The 20,543-nt window shown below is 60.0% G+C and carries 17 protein-coding genes and 1 tRNA gene; 8 read left to right on the top strand and 10 right to left on the bottom strand.

Features of this window, described 5'->3' with window-relative positions; all coding sequences use genetic code 11:
- The first annotated feature begins 323 nt into the window (after nt 1–323).
- The gene (dapB, locus tag CAL20_RS05420; protein WP_094837383.1) at nt 324–1,115 is read left to right on the top strand and encodes a 4-hydroxy-tetrahydrodipicolinate reductase; all 792 of its coding nucleotides are present in this window, start codon (nt 324–326) and stop codon (nt 1,113–1,115) included.
- 381 nt (nt 1,116–1,496) lie between these two features.
- Here dapB and murB read toward each other — a convergent pair whose 3' ends face one another.
- The 3 genes from murB to CAL20_RS05405 all read right to left on the bottom strand — a co-directional run bounded on the left by murB (nt 1,497) and on the right by CAL20_RS05405 (nt 5,034).
- Complete coding sequence (gene murB, locus CAL20_RS05415; protein WP_094837382.1) at nt 1,497–2,585, bottom strand: UDP-N-acetylmuramate dehydrogenase; 1,089 nt, start codon at nt 2,583–2,585, stop codon at nt 1,497–1,499.
- A 140-nt stretch (nt 2,586–2,725) separates the two neighbouring features.
- Nucleotides 2,726–2,935 carry a YbdD/YjiX family protein gene (locus CAL20_RS05410; protein ID WP_094820059.1) on the bottom strand — a complete coding sequence of 70 codons (210 nt, stop codon included), beginning with the start codon at nt 2,933–2,935 and terminating at the stop codon, nt 2,726–2,728.
- Nucleotides 2,936–2,952: 17 nt separating this feature from the next.
- Complete coding sequence (locus CAL20_RS05405) at nt 2,953–5,034, bottom strand: carbon starvation CstA family protein (RefSeq protein WP_094837381.1); 2,082 nt, start codon at nt 5,032–5,034, stop codon at nt 2,953–2,955.
- Between the two features lie 306 nt (nt 5,035–5,340).
- Here CAL20_RS05405 and CAL20_RS05400 point away from each other — a divergent pair, with 306 nt between their 5' ends.
- The 3 genes from CAL20_RS05400 to CAL20_RS05390 all read left to right on the top strand — a co-directional run bounded on the left by CAL20_RS05400 (nt 5,341) and on the right by CAL20_RS05390 (nt 7,660).
- On the top strand, nt 5,341–6,765 hold the full coding sequence (locus CAL20_RS05400) for a cache domain-containing protein (RefSeq protein ID WP_094837380.1): 1,425 nt from the start codon (nt 5,341–5,343) through the stop codon (nt 6,763–6,765).
- Nucleotide 6,766: 1 nt separating this feature from the next.
- Nucleotides 6,767–7,438, top strand: a complete 672-nt coding sequence (locus CAL20_RS05395) for a response regulator (RefSeq protein ID WP_094820056.1) — start codon at nt 6,767–6,769, stop codon at nt 7,436–7,438.
- Between the two features lie 146 nt (nt 7,439–7,584).
- Nucleotides 7,585–7,660, top strand: a tRNA-Gly gene (locus tag CAL20_RS05390).
- A gap of 130 nt (nt 7,661–7,790) precedes the next feature.
- On the opposite strand, the gene CAL20_RS05385 is transcribed toward CAL20_RS05390, so the two are convergent.
- The gene (locus CAL20_RS05385) at nt 7,791–8,531 is read right to left on the bottom strand and encodes an aminoglycoside 3'-phosphotransferase (protein WP_094837379.1); all 741 of its coding nucleotides are present in this window, start codon (nt 8,529–8,531) and stop codon (nt 7,791–7,793) included.
- A gap of 212 nt (nt 8,532–8,743) precedes the next feature.
- On the opposite strand from CAL20_RS05385, the gene CAL20_RS05380 reads away from it, so the two are divergent.
- Nucleotides 8,744–9,346: a hypothetical protein gene (locus CAL20_RS05380; protein ID WP_094837378.1), complete on the top strand. Its 603-nt coding sequence runs from the start codon at nt 8,744–8,746 to the stop codon at nt 9,344–9,346.
- Nucleotides 9,347–9,458: 112 nt separating this feature from the next.
- Here the strand turns inward: CAL20_RS05380 and CAL20_RS05375 are convergent, their stop codons facing one another.
- Complete coding sequence (locus CAL20_RS05375; RefSeq protein WP_094837377.1) at nt 9,459–10,337, bottom strand: LysR family transcriptional regulator; 879 nt, start codon at nt 10,335–10,337, stop codon at nt 9,459–9,461.
- A 163-nt stretch (nt 10,338–10,500) separates the two neighbouring features.
- On the opposite strand from CAL20_RS05375, the gene CAL20_RS05370 reads away from it, so the two are divergent.
- Nucleotides 10,501–11,745, top strand: a complete 1,245-nt coding sequence (locus tag CAL20_RS05370) for an alpha-hydroxy acid oxidase (RefSeq protein WP_094837376.1) — start codon at nt 10,501–10,503, stop codon at nt 11,743–11,745.
- Nucleotides 11,746–11,925: 180 nt separating this feature from the next.
- Nucleotides 11,926–13,263 (top strand): epoxide hydrolase family protein, encoded by a 1,338-nt coding sequence (locus CAL20_RS05365; protein ID WP_094837375.1) that lies wholly within the window; start codon nt 11,926–11,928, stop codon nt 13,261–13,263.
- Nucleotides 13,264–13,445: 182 nt separating this feature from the next.
- Here the strand turns inward: CAL20_RS05365 and CAL20_RS05360 are convergent, their stop codons facing one another.
- A complete protein-coding gene (locus tag CAL20_RS05360; RefSeq protein ID WP_094837374.1) occupies nt 13,446–14,720 on the bottom strand; it encodes an MFS transporter in 1,275 nt (424 codons plus the stop codon).
- A 334-nt stretch (nt 14,721–15,054) separates the two neighbouring features.
- Here CAL20_RS05360 and CAL20_RS05355 point away from each other — a divergent pair, with 334 nt between their 5' ends.
- Nucleotides 15,055–16,293, top strand: coding sequence for a chorismate-binding protein (locus CAL20_RS05355; protein WP_094837373.1), 1,239 nt, complete (start codon nt 15,055–15,057; stop codon nt 16,291–16,293).
- Here CAL20_RS05355 and CAL20_RS05350 read toward each other — a convergent pair.
- The 4 genes from CAL20_RS05350 to CAL20_RS05335 all read right to left on the bottom strand — a co-directional run bounded on the left by CAL20_RS05350 (nt 16,286) and on the right by CAL20_RS05335 (nt 20,542).
- On the bottom strand, nt 16,286–17,263 hold the full coding sequence (locus tag CAL20_RS05350; protein WP_094837372.1) for a Bug family tripartite tricarboxylate transporter substrate binding protein: 978 nt from the start codon (nt 17,261–17,263) through the stop codon (nt 16,286–16,288). The genes CAL20_RS05355 and CAL20_RS05350 overlap by 8 nt on opposite strands.
- 105 nt (nt 17,264–17,368) lie before the next feature.
- Complete coding sequence (locus CAL20_RS05345) at nt 17,369–18,211, bottom strand: SDR family NAD(P)-dependent oxidoreductase (RefSeq protein WP_094837371.1); 843 nt, start codon at nt 18,209–18,211, stop codon at nt 17,369–17,371.
- 43 nt (nt 18,212–18,254) lie between these two features.
- Nucleotides 18,255–19,040, bottom strand: coding sequence for a citryl-CoA lyase (locus tag CAL20_RS05340; RefSeq protein WP_094837370.1), 786 nt, complete (start codon nt 19,038–19,040; stop codon nt 18,255–18,257).
- Nucleotides 19,037–20,542, bottom strand: a complete 1,506-nt coding sequence (locus CAL20_RS05335; protein ID WP_094837369.1) for a class I adenylate-forming enzyme family protein — start codon at nt 20,540–20,542, stop codon at nt 19,037–19,039. The genes CAL20_RS05340 and CAL20_RS05335 overlap by 4 nt, the downstream gene beginning before the upstream one ends.
- Nucleotide 20,543 lies beyond the last annotated feature (1 nt).

Below are 20,543 nucleotides of genomic sequence, written 5' to 3'. Positions count from 1 at the left end.
GCCGATGCGGCACAGTTGCCCGCACTCGGCACGCCTCCGGGCGGCGCGCTGCCTGCCGATAACGCCAACGGTGCGGTAGCACCCGCCAGTGGCGCAGATGCGGGCACGCAATCGGGCACGGCCGCTCAGCCGACCTCTGACACAGGCAGCGGCATCCGTGCACCCAGCATGTCGGAATCGGACGCATTACCTGCGGAAGATACGTCCAGCGGCACGTCTCGCCAACGGGAATTGCGACTGAATGCACCGAGCACGGGCTCGTCCAACCCCGCCACCGGCGGTGCCGAGCCGCTGCGTTGATCGCTGTCGCCTGAGGAAAAAACATGCGTATCGCAATTGCAGGTGCTGGCGGCCGTATGGGCCGCATGCTCATCGAAGCCGTCCTGAATGCTTCGGATATCACGCTCACTGTCGCGCTGGATCGTGCAGGCTCTCCTGATCTAGGGCAGGATGCCGGCGCATTTCTGGGCCGCGAAACGGGTGTCACGATTACAGATCAACTTGACGCGTTGGCCGATGCTGATTGCCTGATCGATTTCACTCGCCCCGAAGCTACGTTGGCGCATCTGAAGGCTTGCGTGCAACACGACACTCGGATTGTGATCGGCACGACGGGGTTTGACGATGCCGGGCGCGCCGCCATTGAAGTGGCTGCGCAAAAGATCGGCATCGTTTTCGCGCCCAATATGAGCGTGGGGGTGAATGCGACGCTCAAGCTGCTGGATGTCGCTGCGCGTATCCTGAATTCCGGGTATGACGTGGAGGTGTTCGAGGCGCACCATCGCAACAAGATCGATGCTCCCTCAGGCACTGCACTGAAGATGGGTGAGACGGTTGCCTCGGCCTGGGATGTTGCGCTGCCGGACGTCGCGACCTGGACGCGGCATGGCGATACGGGTGTGCGTCAGCCTGGCACTATCGGGTTTTCGGTGGTGCGCGGGGGGGATATTGTTGGCGACCATACGGTGTATTTCTGCGGGGACGGTGAACGTATCGAGATTACGCATCGATCCAGCAGCCGGGCGACTTATGCTCAGGGGGCGTTGCGGGCGGCGCGGTTTTTGAGCGATAAGGGACGTGGGGTGTTTGATATGCAGGCGGTGTTGGGGTTGTAGACTGCTTGCCGATTCTGAAGTTACCTTGACCTGCGGGAGCGGGGTGGGTTCTTTTGGCGTCGATGCGGGGCAGTGGCCGCGTTGGGGCTTCGCGGCGTCGGTCGGCCGCCTGCGCGGCCGACACCGCTTCGTCAACCTCGTCGCTGCGCTCCTTCGGTTTCCCTCGCTCGACGCCGAGGCGCCCCAACGCGGCCACTGCCCCGCATCGACTCGCAATGTCTCCAGCTCGCTGCATCGCTGGAACGAGTTTCTTGCTTAGGCTTCGTAGGATCGGTCTTTGTGAAAAGGAAGATCTTTCAGGGCCGCGATGTGTCGGCGCCTACGGGCGCGCCGACACATCGCATTCGAGCTTGGCTTGCGGTGCGGATGGGGTCTCAGCGCTTATTGTTGCCAGATGACGGGCTCGGGTTCTAGCTGGATGTGATAACGCGCTGAAACATCGCGTTGGATTGCGGCGGCTAATGCCATGATGTCGGCGGCGGTGGCGCTGCCTTTGTTGACTAGGACCAAGGCTTGTCTGTCGTGCACGCCTGCGGCGCCGAGTTGCTTGCCTTTCCACCCACATTGATCGATCAGCCAACCCGCGGCGAGCTTGTAGCGCCCGTCGGGCTGTGGGTAGGATACGAGACCTGGATGCTGCGCCAGCAAGGCGTCGCGAACGGAGGCCTCTACGAGCGGGTTCTTGAAGAAACTGCCCGCGTTGCCGATGACGGCAGGGTCAGGAAGTTTTTGGCGGCGAATATCGCAAACTGCGTTGAAGATGTCGCGCGCGGTCGGTGCGCTGGACGAGTGTGTGCGAGAAATCGCAGGGGCGCCGGTACCACCAGACAGTCCAAAATAACGCTGCAAATCCGGATATTCGAGCACGGCCTGCCACGGGCGCGGCAACGCGAAACGCACCGCAACGATAATCCACTCGCCGGGTTCGCCGTGCTTGAAAATGCTATCCCGATAGGCAAACTGACAGTCGGTTGCGGTCATGTCTACCAAACGGCGCTGACGGACGTTCCATGCTGTCAGCCCCTGAAAACGATCCGCCAGCTCGACGCCATAGGCGCCGATGTTTTGTACCGGTGCGGCGCCCACTGTGCCTGGAATCAATGCCAGGTTTTCCAGCCCATCCCAGCCTTGCTCCACACAGGTGGTCACGAAACCATGCCAGCTCTCGCCCGCCCCCGCCTCGATGATCCAGGCATCTGGCCGCGCCTCGATCAAGCGCACACCGGTCACGGCGACATGTGTGACAAGGCTTTCGATCCTAGCGGGCAGCACCATATTGCTGCCGCCACCCAAGACCAGCAAACGGGAATACTGATCAGCCAGGTCGGACAACGCGCTCAATTGATCAACGGAACGCAAGGTCACAAAAGCATCTGCCCACGCAGACAAGCCCAGCGTATTGAACTGGGTAAGATCCTGACGGGCGGGCGTTAACGGGGCGGTGGATGACGCCTGAGGGAAATCCGGCATGAATACAAGAGAACGCTAAAACCTGGGGCGCTCACATGTTAACAGCAGCCTGGGCGCGTCCTGGTTGACTGCGGCCCAGCTCGCACGTCCGGCCGCAGCAAATGGGCCCACCTTTGATCAAGGCAGGCACCAGCTTTCTATCAGCAACAGCCCAAACGTTTTTTACCGCCATAACGAGCATCCTGACGCTCTCGGAAAAACTCCTCGTACGTCATCGGCGTTTGGTCGGGGTGCGTACGCCGCATATGCGCGACGTAGTTTTCGTAATCGGGCACTCCGACCATCAAGCGCAATGTCTGGCCCAGGTAGCGACCGGCTTTGCCGGTCGCGGCGCCTAAATTGGTGAACATATGGCGCCCTCCGTCGATCAATGTCCGACAGCCGTCGCGGGCAGCGGCTCGTACGGGGTTTCGCGGGACGTGGCCGTGCCTTTGGCACGAGCTTGCAACACAGAACGAATGCCGAATACGACGACGCTCAGTACGACGAACATGAAGATGCCGCACAACGCCGCGTCTACGTAGTCGTTGAATACGACACGGCTCATTTCGGCGAGGTCCTTGGCCGGGGCCAGGACTTGGCCTTGTGCAATGGCTGCGTTGTATTTCGCCGCGTGCGCGAGAAAACTTACCTTCGGATCGGCGTCGAACATTTTCTGCCAGCCCGCGGTCAAGGTGCACACCAGCAACCACAACGTCGGCAACACCGTCACCCACGCATAGCGGTCGCGCTTCATCTTGAACAGCACCACCGTACCCAAGGTCAATGCAATCGCCGCCAGCATCTGGTTCGCAATGCCAAACAACGGCCACAGCGTATTGATGCCGCCTAGCGGATCCACCACGCCTTGATACAAGAAATAGCCCCAGGCCGCGACGCACAGACCGGTCGCGATCAGGCTGGCGGGCAGCGACTCCGTGCGCTTGAGTGCCGGGGCGAACGTGCCCAGCAGATCTTGCAGCATGAAACGGCCTGCGCGCGTCCCTGCATCGACAGCGGTCAGAATAAACAATGCTTCGAACAGGATGGCAAAGTGATACCAGAATGCCATCATGGCCGGGCCGCCGATGACCTGGTGCAAGATGTGCGCCATGCCTACAGCCAGCGTCGGTGCGCCCCCTGCGCGCGAAATGATCGTGCTTTCGCCGACGTCTTTCGCCGTCTGAACCAAATCAGCAGGTGTGACTACGAATCCCCAGCTCGACACGACCTGTGCGACATGCTCGGGCGTGGTGCCAATCACAGCCGCAGGGCTGTTCATCGCGTAGTAGATACCCGGCTCGATCACGCACGCAGCGACCAAAGCCATGATAGCGACGAACGACTCCATCAGCATGCCGCCATAGCCGATATAGCGGGCCTGCGTTTCATTTTCGATCAGCTTGGGCGTAGTGCCCGACGAGATCAACGCATGGAAACCCGATACCGCGCCGCAAGCAATCGTGATGAACAAGAACGGGAACAGATTGCCCGACCACACCGGACCCGTGCCGTCGACGAACTTCGTCAACGCAGGCATCTTCAGTTCGGGAGCAACGATCAGAATACCGATCGCCAGCCCGGCAATCGTGCCGATTTTGAGGAACGTCGATAGATAGTCACGCGGAGCCAGCAACAACCATACCGGCAGCACCGAAGCCACAAACCCGTAGCCGATGAGAATCCAGGTCAGGCCCTTGCCATCAAAATCGAACCACGCAGCCAAGGTCGGATGCGCTGCCACGTCTTGCCCGAACACAATGGCCGCCATCAACAGCACAAAACCGATGATGGATACTTCGCCGATCCGGCCCGGACGCAGATAGCGCAAATACACGCCCATGAACAAGGCAATGGGAATGGTAGCGGCTACGGTGAACGTACCCCAAGGCGAATGCGTGAGAGCCTTGACCACGATCAATGCCAGGACGGCCAGAATGATGACCATGATCATGAACGCGCCAAACAGCGCGATCACGCCCGGCACGGTGCCCAGTTCGGCCTTGACCAGGTCTCCCAAGGACCGGCCATCGCGCCGCGTCGAGATGAACAGTACGATGAAATCCTGCACTGCGCCCGCAAACACCACACCGGCCAGCAGCCACAGCACGCCCGGCAGATACCCCATTTGCGCCGCCAACACAGGCCCCACCAGAGGCCCTGCACCGGCAATTGCAGCAAAGTGGTGGCCGAACAGCACATGTTTGTTGGTGGGCACGTAGTCGAGCCCGTCGTTGTATTTCCACGCCGGCGTCATGCGGGTGGCGTCCAGCTGCAGCACCTTGGTCGCGATGAAGCGGCTGTAATAGCGATAGGCGATCAGATACACACAGACGGCTGCGACCACGATCCACAGCGCGTTGATGGTTTCGCCACGGGAAAGCGCCACCGTACCGAGCGCAAATGCGCCCAGCACAGCAATCGCCAGCCAGACCAGGTGGCTCCCCAGTCCTCTACTGCTGGTATGCATAAACTATGCTCCTCTTAGCCTTCCACCTGGATAAAGCGCGGCCATGCCGATGTCTTGCGGGTGGGCAGACTCGTTGTTGTCTGGCGGCCGGCGGATATGCCAGCCATGCGCCCTTGCAGCGCAGGCCGTAGTATTTCGATTACCCAGCCCCTCAACAAGCGAGAAACTACGTAAATTGACTACGTACTATTACGTATCGCATCGCAACAATCGTTAGGTAAACACTTAAAATGCAAAGCAAAATTCGTAGCTGAACAAAGGAGTTGCGAACGTCCCGCAGCGCACCAATGGCGTTTTTGCCAACCTATGAAACTCCGTCTGAAAATCCTGCTCTTGGCCGTTGTGCCCTTGCTTATTGCCGTCGCCGCCATCTCCGTTGCGGTCTACGTGCAGGGGATGCAGCTCGCCCAACGTGAAAAGCAGGTCGTAGAACAAGCCTGGCTATCCAGCAAAGAAAGCGAACTGCGCCACTATGTCAGCCTCGCCTATAGCGCCGTCGCGCCGCTGCAGAACGCGGGCGACGATCCGGCCACGCAGGCGCGCGCCCTCGCCTTGCTGGAACAGATGGAGTTTGGCCATGATGGTTATTTCTTCATCTACGACCTGCACGGCAAAAATCTGATGCATCCGCGTCAGCCGGAACTGGTGGGACAAAACCTTTGGGATTTACGCGATACGCGAGGCCAACCCGTTATCCAAAACCTGCTGGCCGCAGCCCGCCACGGCGGGAACCAGGGTGAGGCTGTCCGCTATCTTTGGGAAAAACCCTCCACCGGGCAAACGGTCGAGAAGCTGGGCTACGTCGTAATCATGGAACGCTGGGGCTGGATGCTGGGGACCGGCATCTATCTGGACGACGTCGAACAAGCGCTGGCCCACATCGACGCTGCCGCCCAAGCCAATATCCGCAATATGTTTGCCTGGGTAGGCGGCATCGTGGCCGCTGCCATCCTGGGCGTGACCGCCTGCGGCCTCGCGCTGAACATCAGCGACCACCGCCAATCCGACGCCAAGCTGCAGCTCATGGCGCGGCGCGTCGTGCATTCACAAGAAGACGAACGCGCCCGCCTATCCCGGGAACTGCATGACGGCATCAGCCAGATCCTCGTGTCGATCAAACTGTCACTCGAGGCGGCGAGGGACCGCCTGCAAACGCAGGCGGGCGATCCTCACACGCTGGCCCTGATCGACCGCCCCTTGTCCGGCGCGCTCGAGCGCCTGAACACGGCCGTGGGCGAAGTCAGGCGGATTTCCCACAATCTGCGCCCGACGGTGCTCGACGATCTCGGTCTGCCCGCTGCGCTGGAACACCTGGGCCGTGAATTTGCCGTGGCACACGAGGATGGCTCTCCGCCGTTGGAGGTCCGACTGCATACCACGGGTGACGTGCGCCCATTACCCGAGGCGCATGCCACCGCCCTGTTTCGCATCACCCAAGAGGCCCTGACCAATGTCCTGCGGCACGCCCATGCCAGTCGCGCGGACGTCACACTGGACTATGCAAAACGGGGCCTGAGCTTGACGATCGCGGATAACGGCGTAGGTTTCGATTACGCGAACGTACAGCAAGATCCACAACTCGGAATCGGCTTGCGCAACATGCGCGAGCGCATGGCGGCATTGGCGGGTACGCTAACGTGCCACGCCGATGACCAAGGCACCCGCCTGCAAGCGTGGCTGCCCCTTCCGGCCACAGCACACGCCGCCGACGGCGCAGATATAGCGACCTGACATGCCCAATGCCTCCCGTACCATCCGCCTGCTGCTCATCGACGATCATCCCCTGGTGCGCGACGGCCTGCGGCTGCGTCTGGAAACCGTGCCAGGCCTGAAAGTCGTCGGCGAGGCCGGGCATGCGCTGGCTGCGTTGGCGTTTCTGCAGGACTGCCTGGCGCAGGACCCCACGGGCGCTACCTTGCCCCACCTGGTGTTGATGGATCTGAACATGCCAGGCATGGGCGGCCTGTCGCTCATTGCGCAATTACACGAGCAATACCCGCAAATCGCCGTCCTGGTCCTGACGATGCACGACAACGGCGAATACATCGTCCAGGCGGCCAAAGCCGGTGCGCGAGGCTATCTGCTCAAACACGAACCTGCCCAGGAAATCATCACCGCCATCCACGCCGTCATGAGCGGCCGCATGTATTTCAGTGCGGCAGCGACGGTCAGCCTGTCTACCACCAGCTCGCCCGCCCTGCTGCTCACCCAGCGCGAGCGCGACGTACTGCGCCACATCGCCGACGGCCATGCGAACAAGCAAATTGCCCAGGCCTTGAATCTGTCCGTACGCACGGTGGAAACCCATCGGCTCAATATCAAGCGCAAACTCAATATCGAGGGCCAAGCCGAGCTGATCAAATACGCGGTAGAGGCGTCGAAATCGTTGAAAGCGTTGCCGTAAATTCCGCATTGCGCTGCTCGGCGGGCTGCCTGTCCCCGGTCAGCCCGCACGACGGCCGACAGTCAAAACGAATGCACGACTTGCGCAACCAAAAAAAGCCATATAGAATCTCGCTTCTTCGCTGCTGACACATAGTTTGCAGCCACGCGGGAGTAGCTCAGTTGGTAGAGCGCAACCTTGCCAAGGTTGAGGTCGCGAGTTCGAGACTCGTCTCCCGCTCCAGATTCTAAAAAGCCCAAACTTCGGTTTGGGCTTTTTCTTTGCTGCCGAATATTCGTTGCCCTGGCGCTGCGGTGCCGCCACAACATGCGCAACGCAGCTGCCATCGCACCGCAGCCGATGCGGACATAGCTCAGCCTCTGTCCCAGAGCTCCCGGTAGAACTGAATCCGCGTCATATCCGGCTCAATGCCATAGGTTGAGAAAAAGAGCTCATCGTAGCTCCGCCCAAAATTCACCTCCCAGCTGATGCTATAGGTCGCAATAGCCAGATCAGCCCAGCGGTCCGCAACACCCAGCCTGGAAAGGTCAACGTGAGCGGCAAATCCGCCCTCGCTATTCAGCAGCGAGTTCGGCACGCACGGATCGCCATGGCAAACCACTAGGAGATCAGGCTCCGGCATCCCCTCGATTGCCCCACACCATGTACCGCGGTATGGGCAACTATGCACTGGCAAGGCATCATGGAATCGCCGTAACCCTGTCGCAATGGCGCGCACCGCGACTTCCGCTTTATCGCGCCACTGCGAGTCGACAGCGGGTATCGCGTCAATGGCCTCCGTGATCAGCCAGGCGCCGCCATCAACCTCGCCATAGTCAACAACGTGGGGAACCGCAACGAACTGGCCCGCCCAGCGTAGTTTCTCAGCCTCTACGACGAGGTTTACATCCGCCCACTCGACTGGACTCAAACCACCCGAAGGCTGCCACTTGATGTAGCGTGCTCCCCGCTCGCCCTGACAACGAAACGTCAGGCCGCCTAATTCATTACGCCACACAACCTCGATCGCATCTGTCCCGGCGAGGTCCAAGACCTTGCCCGGAATCGTTACGCCGCCAGCCGGAAGGCCTGCCGCTACCCGTTCATGACTCATTTGTTTTCACTACTGTTGTCCCGACTCATGTTATTGAATCATGGCAGTGATCGCCCCTGCAGATTCGCCGATGCATTTATCGCCTGGATGCCATCAGGGATGTTCTAATGCAGATCTCGTCTCTCACCCAATTTGAAAAAGGGCCAGACTTCGGTTTAGGCCCTTTGTCTTGTGCGCCGGCGCATCGGTAGGACATAGAAGGACCACAAGCGATGGACATTGCATTAACGTTGTTGGCAGCAGTCGTGGTATGGCAGGTATTGCGTGTGCGTTATCAGCGCACGCACATCGTTTTGCTCGGGCGCCATTTGGCCAACCTGCAGCTCGAGCGCCACATGGAAACGCTCACGCAAGGCTATATTCGCGCCATCAAAGCAGACACCGAAGCCCGTCAGCTCCAGGTGCTGGAGACCTTTGCTCCCACCGAGCGGTCCGTGGCCGCACAGGTACTGTCACTGGCCAAATCCATGCAACAGGAAAGCCCCCAGGACACGCCCGTGTGCATGCTGTCGTTCTGTGTCCCTTACATCGAGCGCTTTCTACCCAGCATGACGCGGGACTTTCGTGAGCTGCTACATATTCACGCAGCGGGTTTGCGCCATGTCGTGGATAACAACGATGGCTGGGATCCCAAAACCCGCGCGTATCACCTCTCGGCAGAGTTGTACCTGTTTCAGCACAGCTGCCACTGGTACTGCAAATCGCGCAACGTGGCCGATGCACGGCTGATGCTGCGGCACCAGGTGAATCACCAGAAGGTGCTGGATTCGGTCTCCACCGTGACGCGTCTAGCTTATCAGCAATGGCGGGGTTAGGTCGCTGCGACTATCCCGATAGGCGCTCGCCCCTCTGTCTGTACACATCCTTTAATCGCCAATCGAATGATTGAGGCTGATGCGCCAAAACATAACTGGTGACGGGCGATCTTTACGCTTTTAACTGCCGCGCCGCCGCCACAAAAGACGACTCCACAATATCCAGCAGCCGGTGATCCGACTCGGCTTTGCGACGCACCATGGCGAGCTTGCGCACCGGCGCATTTGGCCCCAGGCTCACTTCACGCACCGCGTGTGCATGCAAATGCTCGACGCGTAATCGCGGCAGCACCGACACGCCAACACCCGCGCCAACCATGGCTACTATCGCGTCTATCGACGGCAGATCGATCAACGCCTGGCGTTGAGGCACGAGCTTTTCGACGAATTGCCCGGCCATGCGGCCCGCGACCATACGACGGTCAAACCGAAGCCAGGGCTGCTCACGCAAAATTTGAGCAGGCGGTGCGGCCTTCAATCCCTTGGGCACCACGAGCACCAGTTCGTCATTCAGCAATTCGGTCCACAACAGCCGGCTCGATCCGCCGGTAGGTGGCCGGATCAGCACTGCCACATCAATCCTGCCGGCTTTCAATTCGTCCAGCAAAATCGGCGTCGAACCCCGTTCGATTTGCAGTTCCACCTGCGGCGCGTTGCGCAACAGATCGGTGAACGCCAATGGCAAAAGCGTGGTCTGCGCAGAATCCGTGATGCCCAGCCGAACCAAGCCACCCGGCGCACGGGCTGCATGACTGCGCAACGCCTCGATCTCTGCCATGGCCCGGTCCACCGTGCGCACCACCTCGCGAGCAAACGCTGTGGGCTGCACATGACGCCCGGACCGGTCGAACAGCAACTGCCCGAAATAGGCCTCCAACTGTTTCATCTGCAGGCTGACGGCACTGCGAGTCAGGTTGACCTGCTCAGCGGCGGCGGTAAGGTTGCCGTGCGCAACGACGGCGGAAAGCGTGGCCAAGTACTGCAGTTTCATAGGTTATCCGAGCCCCAAGCTATTCGGAATCCGCAGCGGCAGCCTGTTCTGAGGCAGTTGCACCACTGTCAAGAATTTCTTACTTATCGAACGACGAATTATCGCCCATTACTTGATTATTTCGCTCTAGCATACGACCTTACTCGCTCATTCCGGAATTTTCATGCAAGACGAACTCCGCCTACAGGACTATCCCATCGCCAGCCACACCTCGCCGACCAAATCCAATACGGGTGGATGGCAGGTGCCTAAACGCTTGCAACGCGTGCTGTCCCTGGCGGATTTCGAGGACGCCGCTCGCCGCCATCTGCCCTCACCCATCTTTGCCTACGTCAGCGGTGGCTGCGAGACCGATCGTGCGCTACGCGGCAGCGAGGATGCCTTTGCCGACTACGATTGGATCTCCCGGATATTCATCAGCACCTCGCGCCGCTCGCTGGCCACGACGCTATTCGGCGAACGCTGGGCCGCGCCCATCGGTATCGCCCCGATGGGCGTGAGCGCGTTGTCAGCCTACCGTGGCGATCTGATCCAGACGCAGGCAGCCGCGGCAGCGCAAATCCCCGCCATCATGAGCGGGTCCTCGCTCATCCGCCTGGAAGACATCGCCGCCGCCAATCCTAAAGCCTGGTTTCAGGCCTATGTCCCCGGCGAGCCCGAACGCATCGACGCCTTGGTGGACCGTGTCGCGGCCGCGGGCTTCAAAACGCTCGTCGTGACCGCCGACGTCCCGGTTTCCGGCAATCGCGAAAACAACATCCGCGCACGCTTTTCTACACCGCTACGCCCCAGCCTGCGGCTGGCCTGGGATGGCATCACCCATCCGCGGTGGCTGTTTGGGACCGCATTCAAGACCATTCTGCGCCATGGCGTGCCGCATTTCGAAAACTCTCACGCCACGCGCGGCGCGCCCATCATCGCGTCGAATGTCATGCGCGACTTTGGCGCCCGCGATCATCTGAATTGGACGCACGTGCAGCAGATACGCGAGCGTTGGAAAGGCCGCCTGGTCATCAAAGGCATTCTTTCCCCTGAAGACGCGCAAATGGCGCGGCAATATGGCGCCGACGGCATCATTGTTTCGAACCATGGCGGCAGGCAGCTCGATGGCGCGATCGCCCCCTTGCGCGCGCTGCCCGATGTAGTACGTGCATTAGGTCCGGATTATCCCGTCATGATAGATGGCGGTTTTCGTCGAGGCAGCGATGTCCTCATGGCGCTGGCCCTCGGCGCAAAATTCGTGTTCGTTGGCCGGCCGTTCAATTACGCTGGCGCCGTAGCCGGGCAGGCAGGTGTCACGCACGCCATCGGTATTCTCGCTACCGAAATGGCGCGCAACATGGCCTTGCTGGGCGTGCTGAACCCGTCGGAGTTGGGACGGCAACATCTACGGCAGCGCGGCCGTTGACACAACCCGGGCCGGGATTCATGTACCTCTCTGTATCTACCACCACACAACGGATACAGAACGACCGCAAAACGCATTCGCGCCGACATATAGCAGCGACACTCCATTTCTAGACTGTGATGGCTCGTTCAACCTTGCTCCTGATCTCTGCATCAATTGGAGCCAACCTGGATAACCATCATGCCTCATGCTCTGATTCAGAATTCCCAGTCGATCCGACGTGTGTTTGCTACTGCCACTCTGGCAACGATCGCTCTGGTCGGATACATACAGCCCGCCGGCGCCGCAGGAACTACGGCCCAGGCCACTGCTACGGTACCTGCCGATGCCAACGCCGACGAAAGCATTCGCCCGTTCCACGTACACATACCCCAGGCCCAGATAGACGACCTGCGCCGGCGTATTGCCGCCACGCGTTGGCCGGACAAGGAAACCGTCAATGATGACTCTCAGGGTATCCAGACCGCGCGTATGCAGGAACTTCTGAAATACTGGGGTACCCAGTACGACTGGCGCAAGGCCGAAGCTCAGTTGAACGCGCTGCCTCAATTCGTGACCAAGATCGATGGTATCGACATCCATTTCATTCATGTCAAATCGCGCAATCCGAACGCCTTGCCAATCATTCTGACGCATGGCTGGCCGGGCTCGATCTTTGAGTTCGTCAAGACCATCGGACCGCTGACCGATCCCACCGCCTACGGCGGCCGCGCAGAGGATGCATTCGACGTGGTCATTCCGTCGATTCCTGGCTATGGTTTTTCGGAAAAACCCAAGGATTTGGGTTGGGGCCCCGGTCGCACTGCGCACGCGTGGGACGTCCTGATGAAACGGCTTGGGTATAAGGAATATGTATCGCAAGGCGGCGACCATGGCTCCGTCATTTCCGACGCACTCGCACGGCAGGCGCCGCCAGGACTCAAGGCTATTCACTTGAATATGCCCGCGACGGTGCCTGGTCCGCTGATGAAGTCGCTCCTTGCGGGCGACCCCGCACCGGCGGACCTCACAGATCCGGAGCGCAAGGCCTATCAAACCTTGAGTACTTTCTTTGGCCGCAATGCCGCCTATGGCGCCATGATGGTCACGCGCCCACAAACTATTGGCTATTCATTGACGGATTCACCCCTGGGCCTGGCCTCATTCGCCTATGAAAAAATCGCCGAATGGAGCGACAGCAATGGCAGGCCGGAGCAAGTGATATCCCGTGATGCCATCCTGGACGACATTACGCTGTACTGGCTCACCAATACAGGGGCATCGTCGTCGCGTTTCTATTGGGAAAACAATAACAATAATTTCAGCGCCGAAACCCAAAAGACACGCGACATCAAAGTGCCGGTAGCCATTACCGTCTTCCCGCACGAGATCTATCAAGCACCGGAGAGCTGGAGCAAGCAGGCGTATCCTTCTCTGTACTACTACCATACAGCAGCCAAGGGTGGCCATTTCGCGGCATGGGAACAGCCGCAGCTGTTTGCCGAGGAACTGCGCGCCGCATTCAAATCGGTGCGATAACGCTGTTTCCAATCTTGTAAACACGCATGGACGCGACTCAAGGATCACTAACGCCCTGAGTCGCGCAACCGTTCCTGCGAGGCAGCGAAGATGCCTTCGCCGACGACGATCGGATCACCCGGGTATTCATCAACACCTCGCGCCGTTCGCTGCCTGACGTAGTACGTGCACCAGGGCCGGGATCAATCCCGGTTTTGCGCATCCTCAAATCGATTGACAGTACGCAACGGCGGGAACAGATAACTCCACAGGCCCACTACGCCCAAGGTACAAAGACCGCCCGCTATCGCCGCCGGCACAGCGCCGATCCAGGCCGCGCTGGCGCCGGCACGAAACTCGCCCAACTCATTGGATGAGCCGATAAACAACATGTTCACCGCGTTGACCCGACCACGCATTTCGTCAGGCGTCGCGAACTGAAGCAGCGCCCCTCGTACATACACACTCACCATATCGGCCGCGCCTGCGATAGCCAACGCCACGCACGACAGCCACATCCAGTGCGATAACGCGAACACCAGATTGGCAATGCCGAACACTGCCACCGCCAGCAACATGCGTTGGCCCACCTTGGCGTTAAAGGGGAACATGCTGAGGCAGATACCCGCCACCACCTCGCCGACTGCGGCGGAGCTGCGTAACACGCCCAGCCCCTGCGGCCCGACGTGCAGGACTTCGTGAGCATAAATAGGCAACAGCGCCACCACCCCGCCCAGCAGCACGGCAAACAGATCCAGCGAAATCGTCCCCAGAATCATGGGGCGGCGAAAAATAAAACGGATGCCGATGCCAAAACGCTGCCAGATATTGGTGCAGGCAGTCTGCGACAAGGCGGCCCCACTCTGATGGGCCGTCGAATACAAAACACGCACCTTTTGCAGTAGCAATGCTCCCGCAGCAAACGCAACCATACAGATGGGATACGTCGCGTGGCTACCGCCTGCGCCGTACAACAAACCACCCAGCATGGGAGCACCGATCGCTGCGCTGCGCATCACCATGGTGTTCGTGGCAATCGCCTGGGGCAATTGTTCGCGCGTGACTAATTGGGGCAGCAAGCTTTGCATCGCCGGCCCGGAGAATGCACGCGAGGCGCCGAACAACACCAGCACGGCATAAATATTCGCGACGCCCTCGTGTCCATGATCCGACAGCCACCACAGCAAGGCGCTGCACACCGCGCCTACCCCCCAGCTCACGCCCAGGATGTGTTTGCGCGGCAGTCGGTCAATCAGGTCTCCTGCGGGCAGTAACAGGAACAGCATGGGCAGAAACTGGGCCAACCCCACATAGGCCAACGCCATGGGTTCGCGCGTTAAATCGTAAACCTGCCAAGCCACCACCACGGCCTGTACTTGCGTAGCAACCATGGCCAATACGCGAGCAAGCAGAAACGACAGGAAACCGGAGGGCTGATGAAATAGCGCAGAGCGGCTGGAGGGAGACGGGGCAGACATAAAGTCGAAAAGAAGAGCGGCGCCGGAGACGGTAATTGTCTTCTGGGGAAATCACACAAGAAAGGAAGAGCCGGTGCTGTATTATGCCAGGTCTTATATAAGACTGTCAGGAACGATTGAGCGACGTGGGACCCTTTTTTTTCCGCCGTACCGCCCCAAGCCCCTTAGGGGGCAGCAAGCCGAAGACGCGGCGCGTGATTGCGCCATGCGCATCATTTTTCTGATACCGTCACGGCCTGGGATTTTTGCCGCCGAGCCGCATCAAAGCGCCCTATTCCGGGGCCGCCAGCCGCGATTGCACGACGGAGGCATCTTTTGGAAGTGAGACACAGTAATGCACAAGGAATCAGCCGCAAAATGGCTGCTGGATAGCTTCAGTATCGGCGATATATTTTTCGCGTCCCCGACGACCCAATTCAGGGCGCGTCAGGGCTCGGATACGCTGACCGCCTATCAGCCCGCCACGTCTGCGGCCATCAAGGCTTTATTTGCGCAGGCCGAGCAGCAACACATCAATGATCCGATCATGTTTGGCCTGGTGCCGTTTAATGCAGCCAATCCAGCCAGCCTGACGATTCCCGCACAATATCAACAAGCCGCAGTTCCCGAGCGCCAGGCCCCTCATCAGGCGCACGCAGCGGCTCAACAGACCGGCACGGCGGCGACAGCCTCTGCCCGTCCCAAGGTCATTGATCGCCAGCCCGTGCCCGCGCCCGAGGCCTATGGCGACATGGTCCGCAAAGCCCTCAAACTGTTTGCCCAAGGCGATGTCAAGAAAATCGTGTTGTCGCGCGCTATGGATGTCACGCTGGACCGGCCAGTCGACTACGAGCGTCTATTACCCGATCTGCTGGCGCGCAACGCGCATGGCTATACCTTTGCCATTCCCGCATGGGGATTGAGCGACCGAGACTCGCAGCAAGACGTCGCGCCGACGGACGCCACGACACGTGCGCCCAGCGGCACCATGGTCGGCGCAAGCCCTGAATTGCTGGTCCGGCGCGAAGGCAATCGCATTCACGTAAATCCATTGGCTGGCTCCATTGGCCGCCACCCCGATCCCGACACAGACCGCGCGCGCAAAGAAGGCCTCGCAATCTCGGAAAAAGATCTGCGCGAGCACAGCTATGTGGTGAACGACATTGTCCGCATCCTGCGCACGTATTGCGATGAGCTCGACGTGCCCGATGGCCCCTCTGTCATCGGCACCGACGCCTTGTGGCACCTGTCGACCTACATCACCGGCACATTGCGTGACCCCGAGGTCACGGCGCTGGACCTGTCGTGCGCACTGCATCCCACACCGGCAATCTGCGGGCATCCTACCGATGTGGCTTTTGGCCATATCCGTGACCTGGAGCCCTTCGAGCGAGGCTATTTTGCAGGGTTGGTGGGCTGGCAACGCGCCAATGGCGACGGTGAATGGGCGCTGACCTTGCGCTGCGCCCTGCAAACCGGTGATCGCAACCTGCGTCTTTACGCAGGCGCCGGCACCGTGGCGGGCTCGGATCCCGACAGTGAAATCGCCGAAACCGCCACGAAGATGGAAACGTTTATGCGCGCAATCAGTTGACAGTCAGGTTCAGGCGCTTGATCAAGGGTTCCCAGCGCTTGAACTCGTCATCCATGTATTGACGGAACGCGTCAGGGCCATCGGCTGCGGGCTCCATGTACTGGGAAGCCAGACGCTGTTGTACAGAGGGCGTCTTGATGGCGCTCATCAAGGCATCCGCGAGCTTTTTCTCGATATCGGCGGGAACGCCCGCGGGCGCCACAAAACCGATCCAGCCCGATCCTTCGATACCAGGGATACCGAGTTCCTCGATCGTCGGCGTATCAGGCAAAAAGCTCAAACGCTTTTTGGAAACGGCAGCCAGTGCCCGCAGACGGCCGTCCTTGATCATCGACATCACTGCGATAGGCGGTAATGCCGCAAAATCGGTATCGCCCGATAGCAGCGAGGTCACCGCTGCCGGCGACGACGCATAGGGCACATGCACGGCCTTGCCGCCGGTGCGCTCGAGCAGCAGCTCGACCGACAGATGCGATACGGTGCCCGCCCCGGTCGACGGGAAGTTATAGGGCTTGGCCTGAGACTTCATGGCCTTCAGCAAGTCATCGAATGACTTGATGGGCGAGCTGGCAGGCACCACCAGAATATTGTGTTGATGCACGCCCAGCGTCAGCGGATCGATGTCTTTTTTCGGGTCATACGGCAGATCGCTGTACAACACGGTATTGTTGACCAGCGGCCCCGTGATGGAAACGCCGAAGGTATAGCCGTCGGGTTTCGCCTTTGCGATGGCAGCCGTGCCCAGGTTACCGCTGGCGCCCGGCTTGTTCTGCACCACAATCGGCTGGCCCAGGGTCTCGCCGGCCTGCTCGGCAATCACCCGCGCCATGGTGTCCGGGCTCGACCCCGGGCCGAACGGCACGATCAACGTCAGGGGCTTGGATGGCCAATCAGCGGCCGCGTGAGCGGTATTCACCACAGCCGCCAGCGGTAAAACCGCCAACAAGGTGGCTTGTAAAAGTTTACGCATGAGCGTGTCTCCGTGCAGTTGTTCTAGGATTCTGAGGTTGCCGAGTTTAACTCGGACGGCGAGATGACTCGCAGCGAAACGCCAGCCCTGGAACCACCCGCGACATCACACATACTTTCCGATCAACCCGCCATCCACCACCAGTTCTGTCCCCGTGATGTAGGCCGCTTCGTCGGAAGCCAGGAACGCCACGGCGTTCGCGACTTCCCAGGGCGTGCCCATTCGTCCCATCGGCACCTGACGATTCCGCGCGGCTTTGGCTTGCTCGAAATCGTCAGCCGAGAACATTTTCGCTACGGTATTGCGCACGCGCGGCGTATCGATCAGGCCCGGCACAACCGTGTTGGCCCGTATCCCCTGCCCGGCGTATTGCTGAGCGACCATGCGAGCAAAATGGATGACGGCGGCTTTGGTGACGTTGTAGGCGAGATGCGGATAGCCCAGGTAGCGCAGACCGGCGACCGAAGACACGGTGACGAGCGCCCCACCGCCCTGCGCCGACATGATGGGCAATACCAGCCGACTGGCAATCAGCAGGCTGTCGACGTTGACTTTCTGGATGCGATCCCAATCAGCCAAAGCGATGTCTTCGGGGCCGCCGACTTTGCCTATGCCGGCGTTCGCCTGCAGGATATCGATTCGGCCATAGGCAGACATGACTGCCTGCACGGCTTGCGCCATCGCGGCTGCGTCGGCGACATCGGCCTGCAAAGCCAATCCTTGCCCGCCCAGTGCCTGCACGGCAGCTAAGGCATCCTGGGCCGCCTCGACATTGGCGTCCAGCACGCATACCACCGCGCCATGGCGAGCCAAGGTGGCGCAACACGCCTTGCCTATACTCCACCCGGGCCCACTGGAGCCGCCTCCTGACACCAGGGCAACTTTGCCGGCCAGTCTTGCGCTTGCGGCAGGCAGCACCGTCTGCAGATAGTCGAAATCGGTAGTCATGCAGCGTTCCGCGAGCCTGGCATGGCGTAGATTGCGTTCATGCTCAACGCTCCGTTTGATGATGTGCCGATTTACCAGCTCCTACATACGGAATTTCGCGATCGATCGTTTCCCAGATAAATCGCCCCGACGGATCCTGCTGTTCTTCGGCAATATGCGATACCAGTCCCGCCGCCCGCGAAATCACCGCAAATCCGCGCATCAAGTTGGTGGGAATGCCCAGCTCACCCAACAATGCCGCCACGGCCCCCGTCGCGTTGATGGTGATGTGCCGGCCGTAGATCTCGTCGACGGTGCGGGCGAGCTGTTCCAATGCTCCAACCCACTTGCCTTGCAAATCTGGCTCTGCCTTCGCCAAGGCCAGCAGTTTGAGCGCGCGCGGATCATCGGGCTTGTGCAGGTGGTGGCCGAATCCCGGCAAGGGCTTTTTAGTATCTCGATACGCCTGCACAATGGCACGCGCCTCGGCGTTAGCATCGTCCGCCTTGAGAATCCGATCGAGCAGCACAGAGCAGTTTTCCATTGTGCCGACAAAACTGCTGCCTACTGCCATCAGGCCTGCGGCCACGGCGCCTTGCAGATTCTCCGGTGCGCTCATGTACACCACGCGTGTCGCGATCGCGCTGGGCGTTAAGCCATGCTCCATCAACGTGATCAATACGGCATCGACCATGCGCAAATCCACTGGCCTTGCATCGCGGCCCATGATTTGCGAAAACATCACTTCGGAAAATGTCTTTTTGCCAATCAGATCTTCGACCAGATCGGCATCACGGTACGACATGCCCTCGAGATGATGGGCGCACAGATGGGTAACGGGACGGTTCATACGGCCTCCTTCAGCACGGAATCGCGAACAACGTTTTTGAGCACTTTGCCGACCGGCGAACGCGGCAGGCTATCGATCACATGTATGCATTTGGGCGTGTGCACCGGACCCAGCCGATCGCGGACGAATGTCATCAGCTCTTGCGAATCGACTGATATGCCCGGATGAAATTGCACAGCGGCCTGCACGGCCTCGCCCCACTTGTCGTCTGGAATGCCGAACACCGAGCATTCATAAACCGCGGGATGTTGCGCCAACGCGTTCTCGACATCAATGGGATAGACGTTGAAGCCGCCCGTGATGATCACGTCGCGTAATCGGTCTTTGATATATAAATAACCACGCTCGTCGACGACACCGACGTCACCCGTATGCAGCCACCCGTCGACAAGCGTCTCAGCCGTTTTTTCCGGCAGCCTCCAGTACCCCGTCATCACCAGATCGCCGCGCACGACAACCTCGCCCGGTTGACCTGCCGGTTGAATACGGCCCTCGGCGTCCATGATGGCAAACTCTGAAAACCACGTCGCACTGCCCACGGATCCCACATTGGCGGGATCGGCAAAATCCTCTGGCGTGATGACAGTCACGATTTGCGGCGACTCTGTCTGGCCGTAGGTAGAGCCGATCACAGGACCGAAAAACTCACGGACCTGCTCAAATTTCTCGACCGGCATCGGCGCACCGCCGTAGATCAGATTACGCAGCTTCGGAAAATCCGCACGCGACACACCGGGCTGCGCCATGATCATATAGATCAGTGTGGGCGGCATGAATGACAACGTCCCCCCACGCTCGCGAAACGCCGCGGTAATCGTGGCAGGCGACGACTCCTCGAGAAAGACATGCGTGCCGCCTTGTGCCAACACCGGCAGCAGATATGTCGAGGTGCCATGTGTCACGGGCGCGGCGACGACGTAGCGATCCTCGCTGGTCAATTTCCATGCATGGATCTGATTGACGATCACCGCGGTCCAGGCACGATAAGGTTGCATCACGCCTTTAGGCAGCCCCGTCGTGCCGCCCGTGAATTTGATCGCTTGCGTAGCATCCCTCCCCGGCTCGCAACGCACCGGTTCGCGGCCCTCGTAAGTCTTTAGCAGGCTGGCGAGCGCGTGCCCGCCAGCCTGCGCATCCAGACGTATATGCTCCGTCCGCCCTGCATCCACCAACGCGTCACCCGTGCCGTCGGTTATCACGATACTGGGCTCGGTCGCATCCAGAATACGCGCTATTTCCGGCTTGGTGCTACGGTAGTTCAAGGGTACCCAGATTTTTCCCGCAGCAATCACAGCAAGCAATGCGACGACATGCTGTGCTGTATTGCCGGCGCAGATAGCAACTCGGCTTTGCGGCGCTGGATCCAGCGTTTGCAGCGCCGCGGCCAACGCCAGCGACTCGCGGCGCAGGCGGTCATAGGTCCAGGCGCCTTGCGGCGTGTCCAACGCGATACGGTCACCAAAGCGAGCAGCTGCCCGCAGAAAAAAATCAATCGGGTACACG

The organism is Bordetella genomosp. 4, from assembly GCF_002261185.1.
GTDB lineage: Bacteria > Pseudomonadota > Gammaproteobacteria > Burkholderiales > Burkholderiaceae_B > Bordetella_A.
The sequence above is the reverse complement of the archived record's forward strand: the minus strand, read 5'-3'. Positions and strand labels throughout refer to the sequence as shown.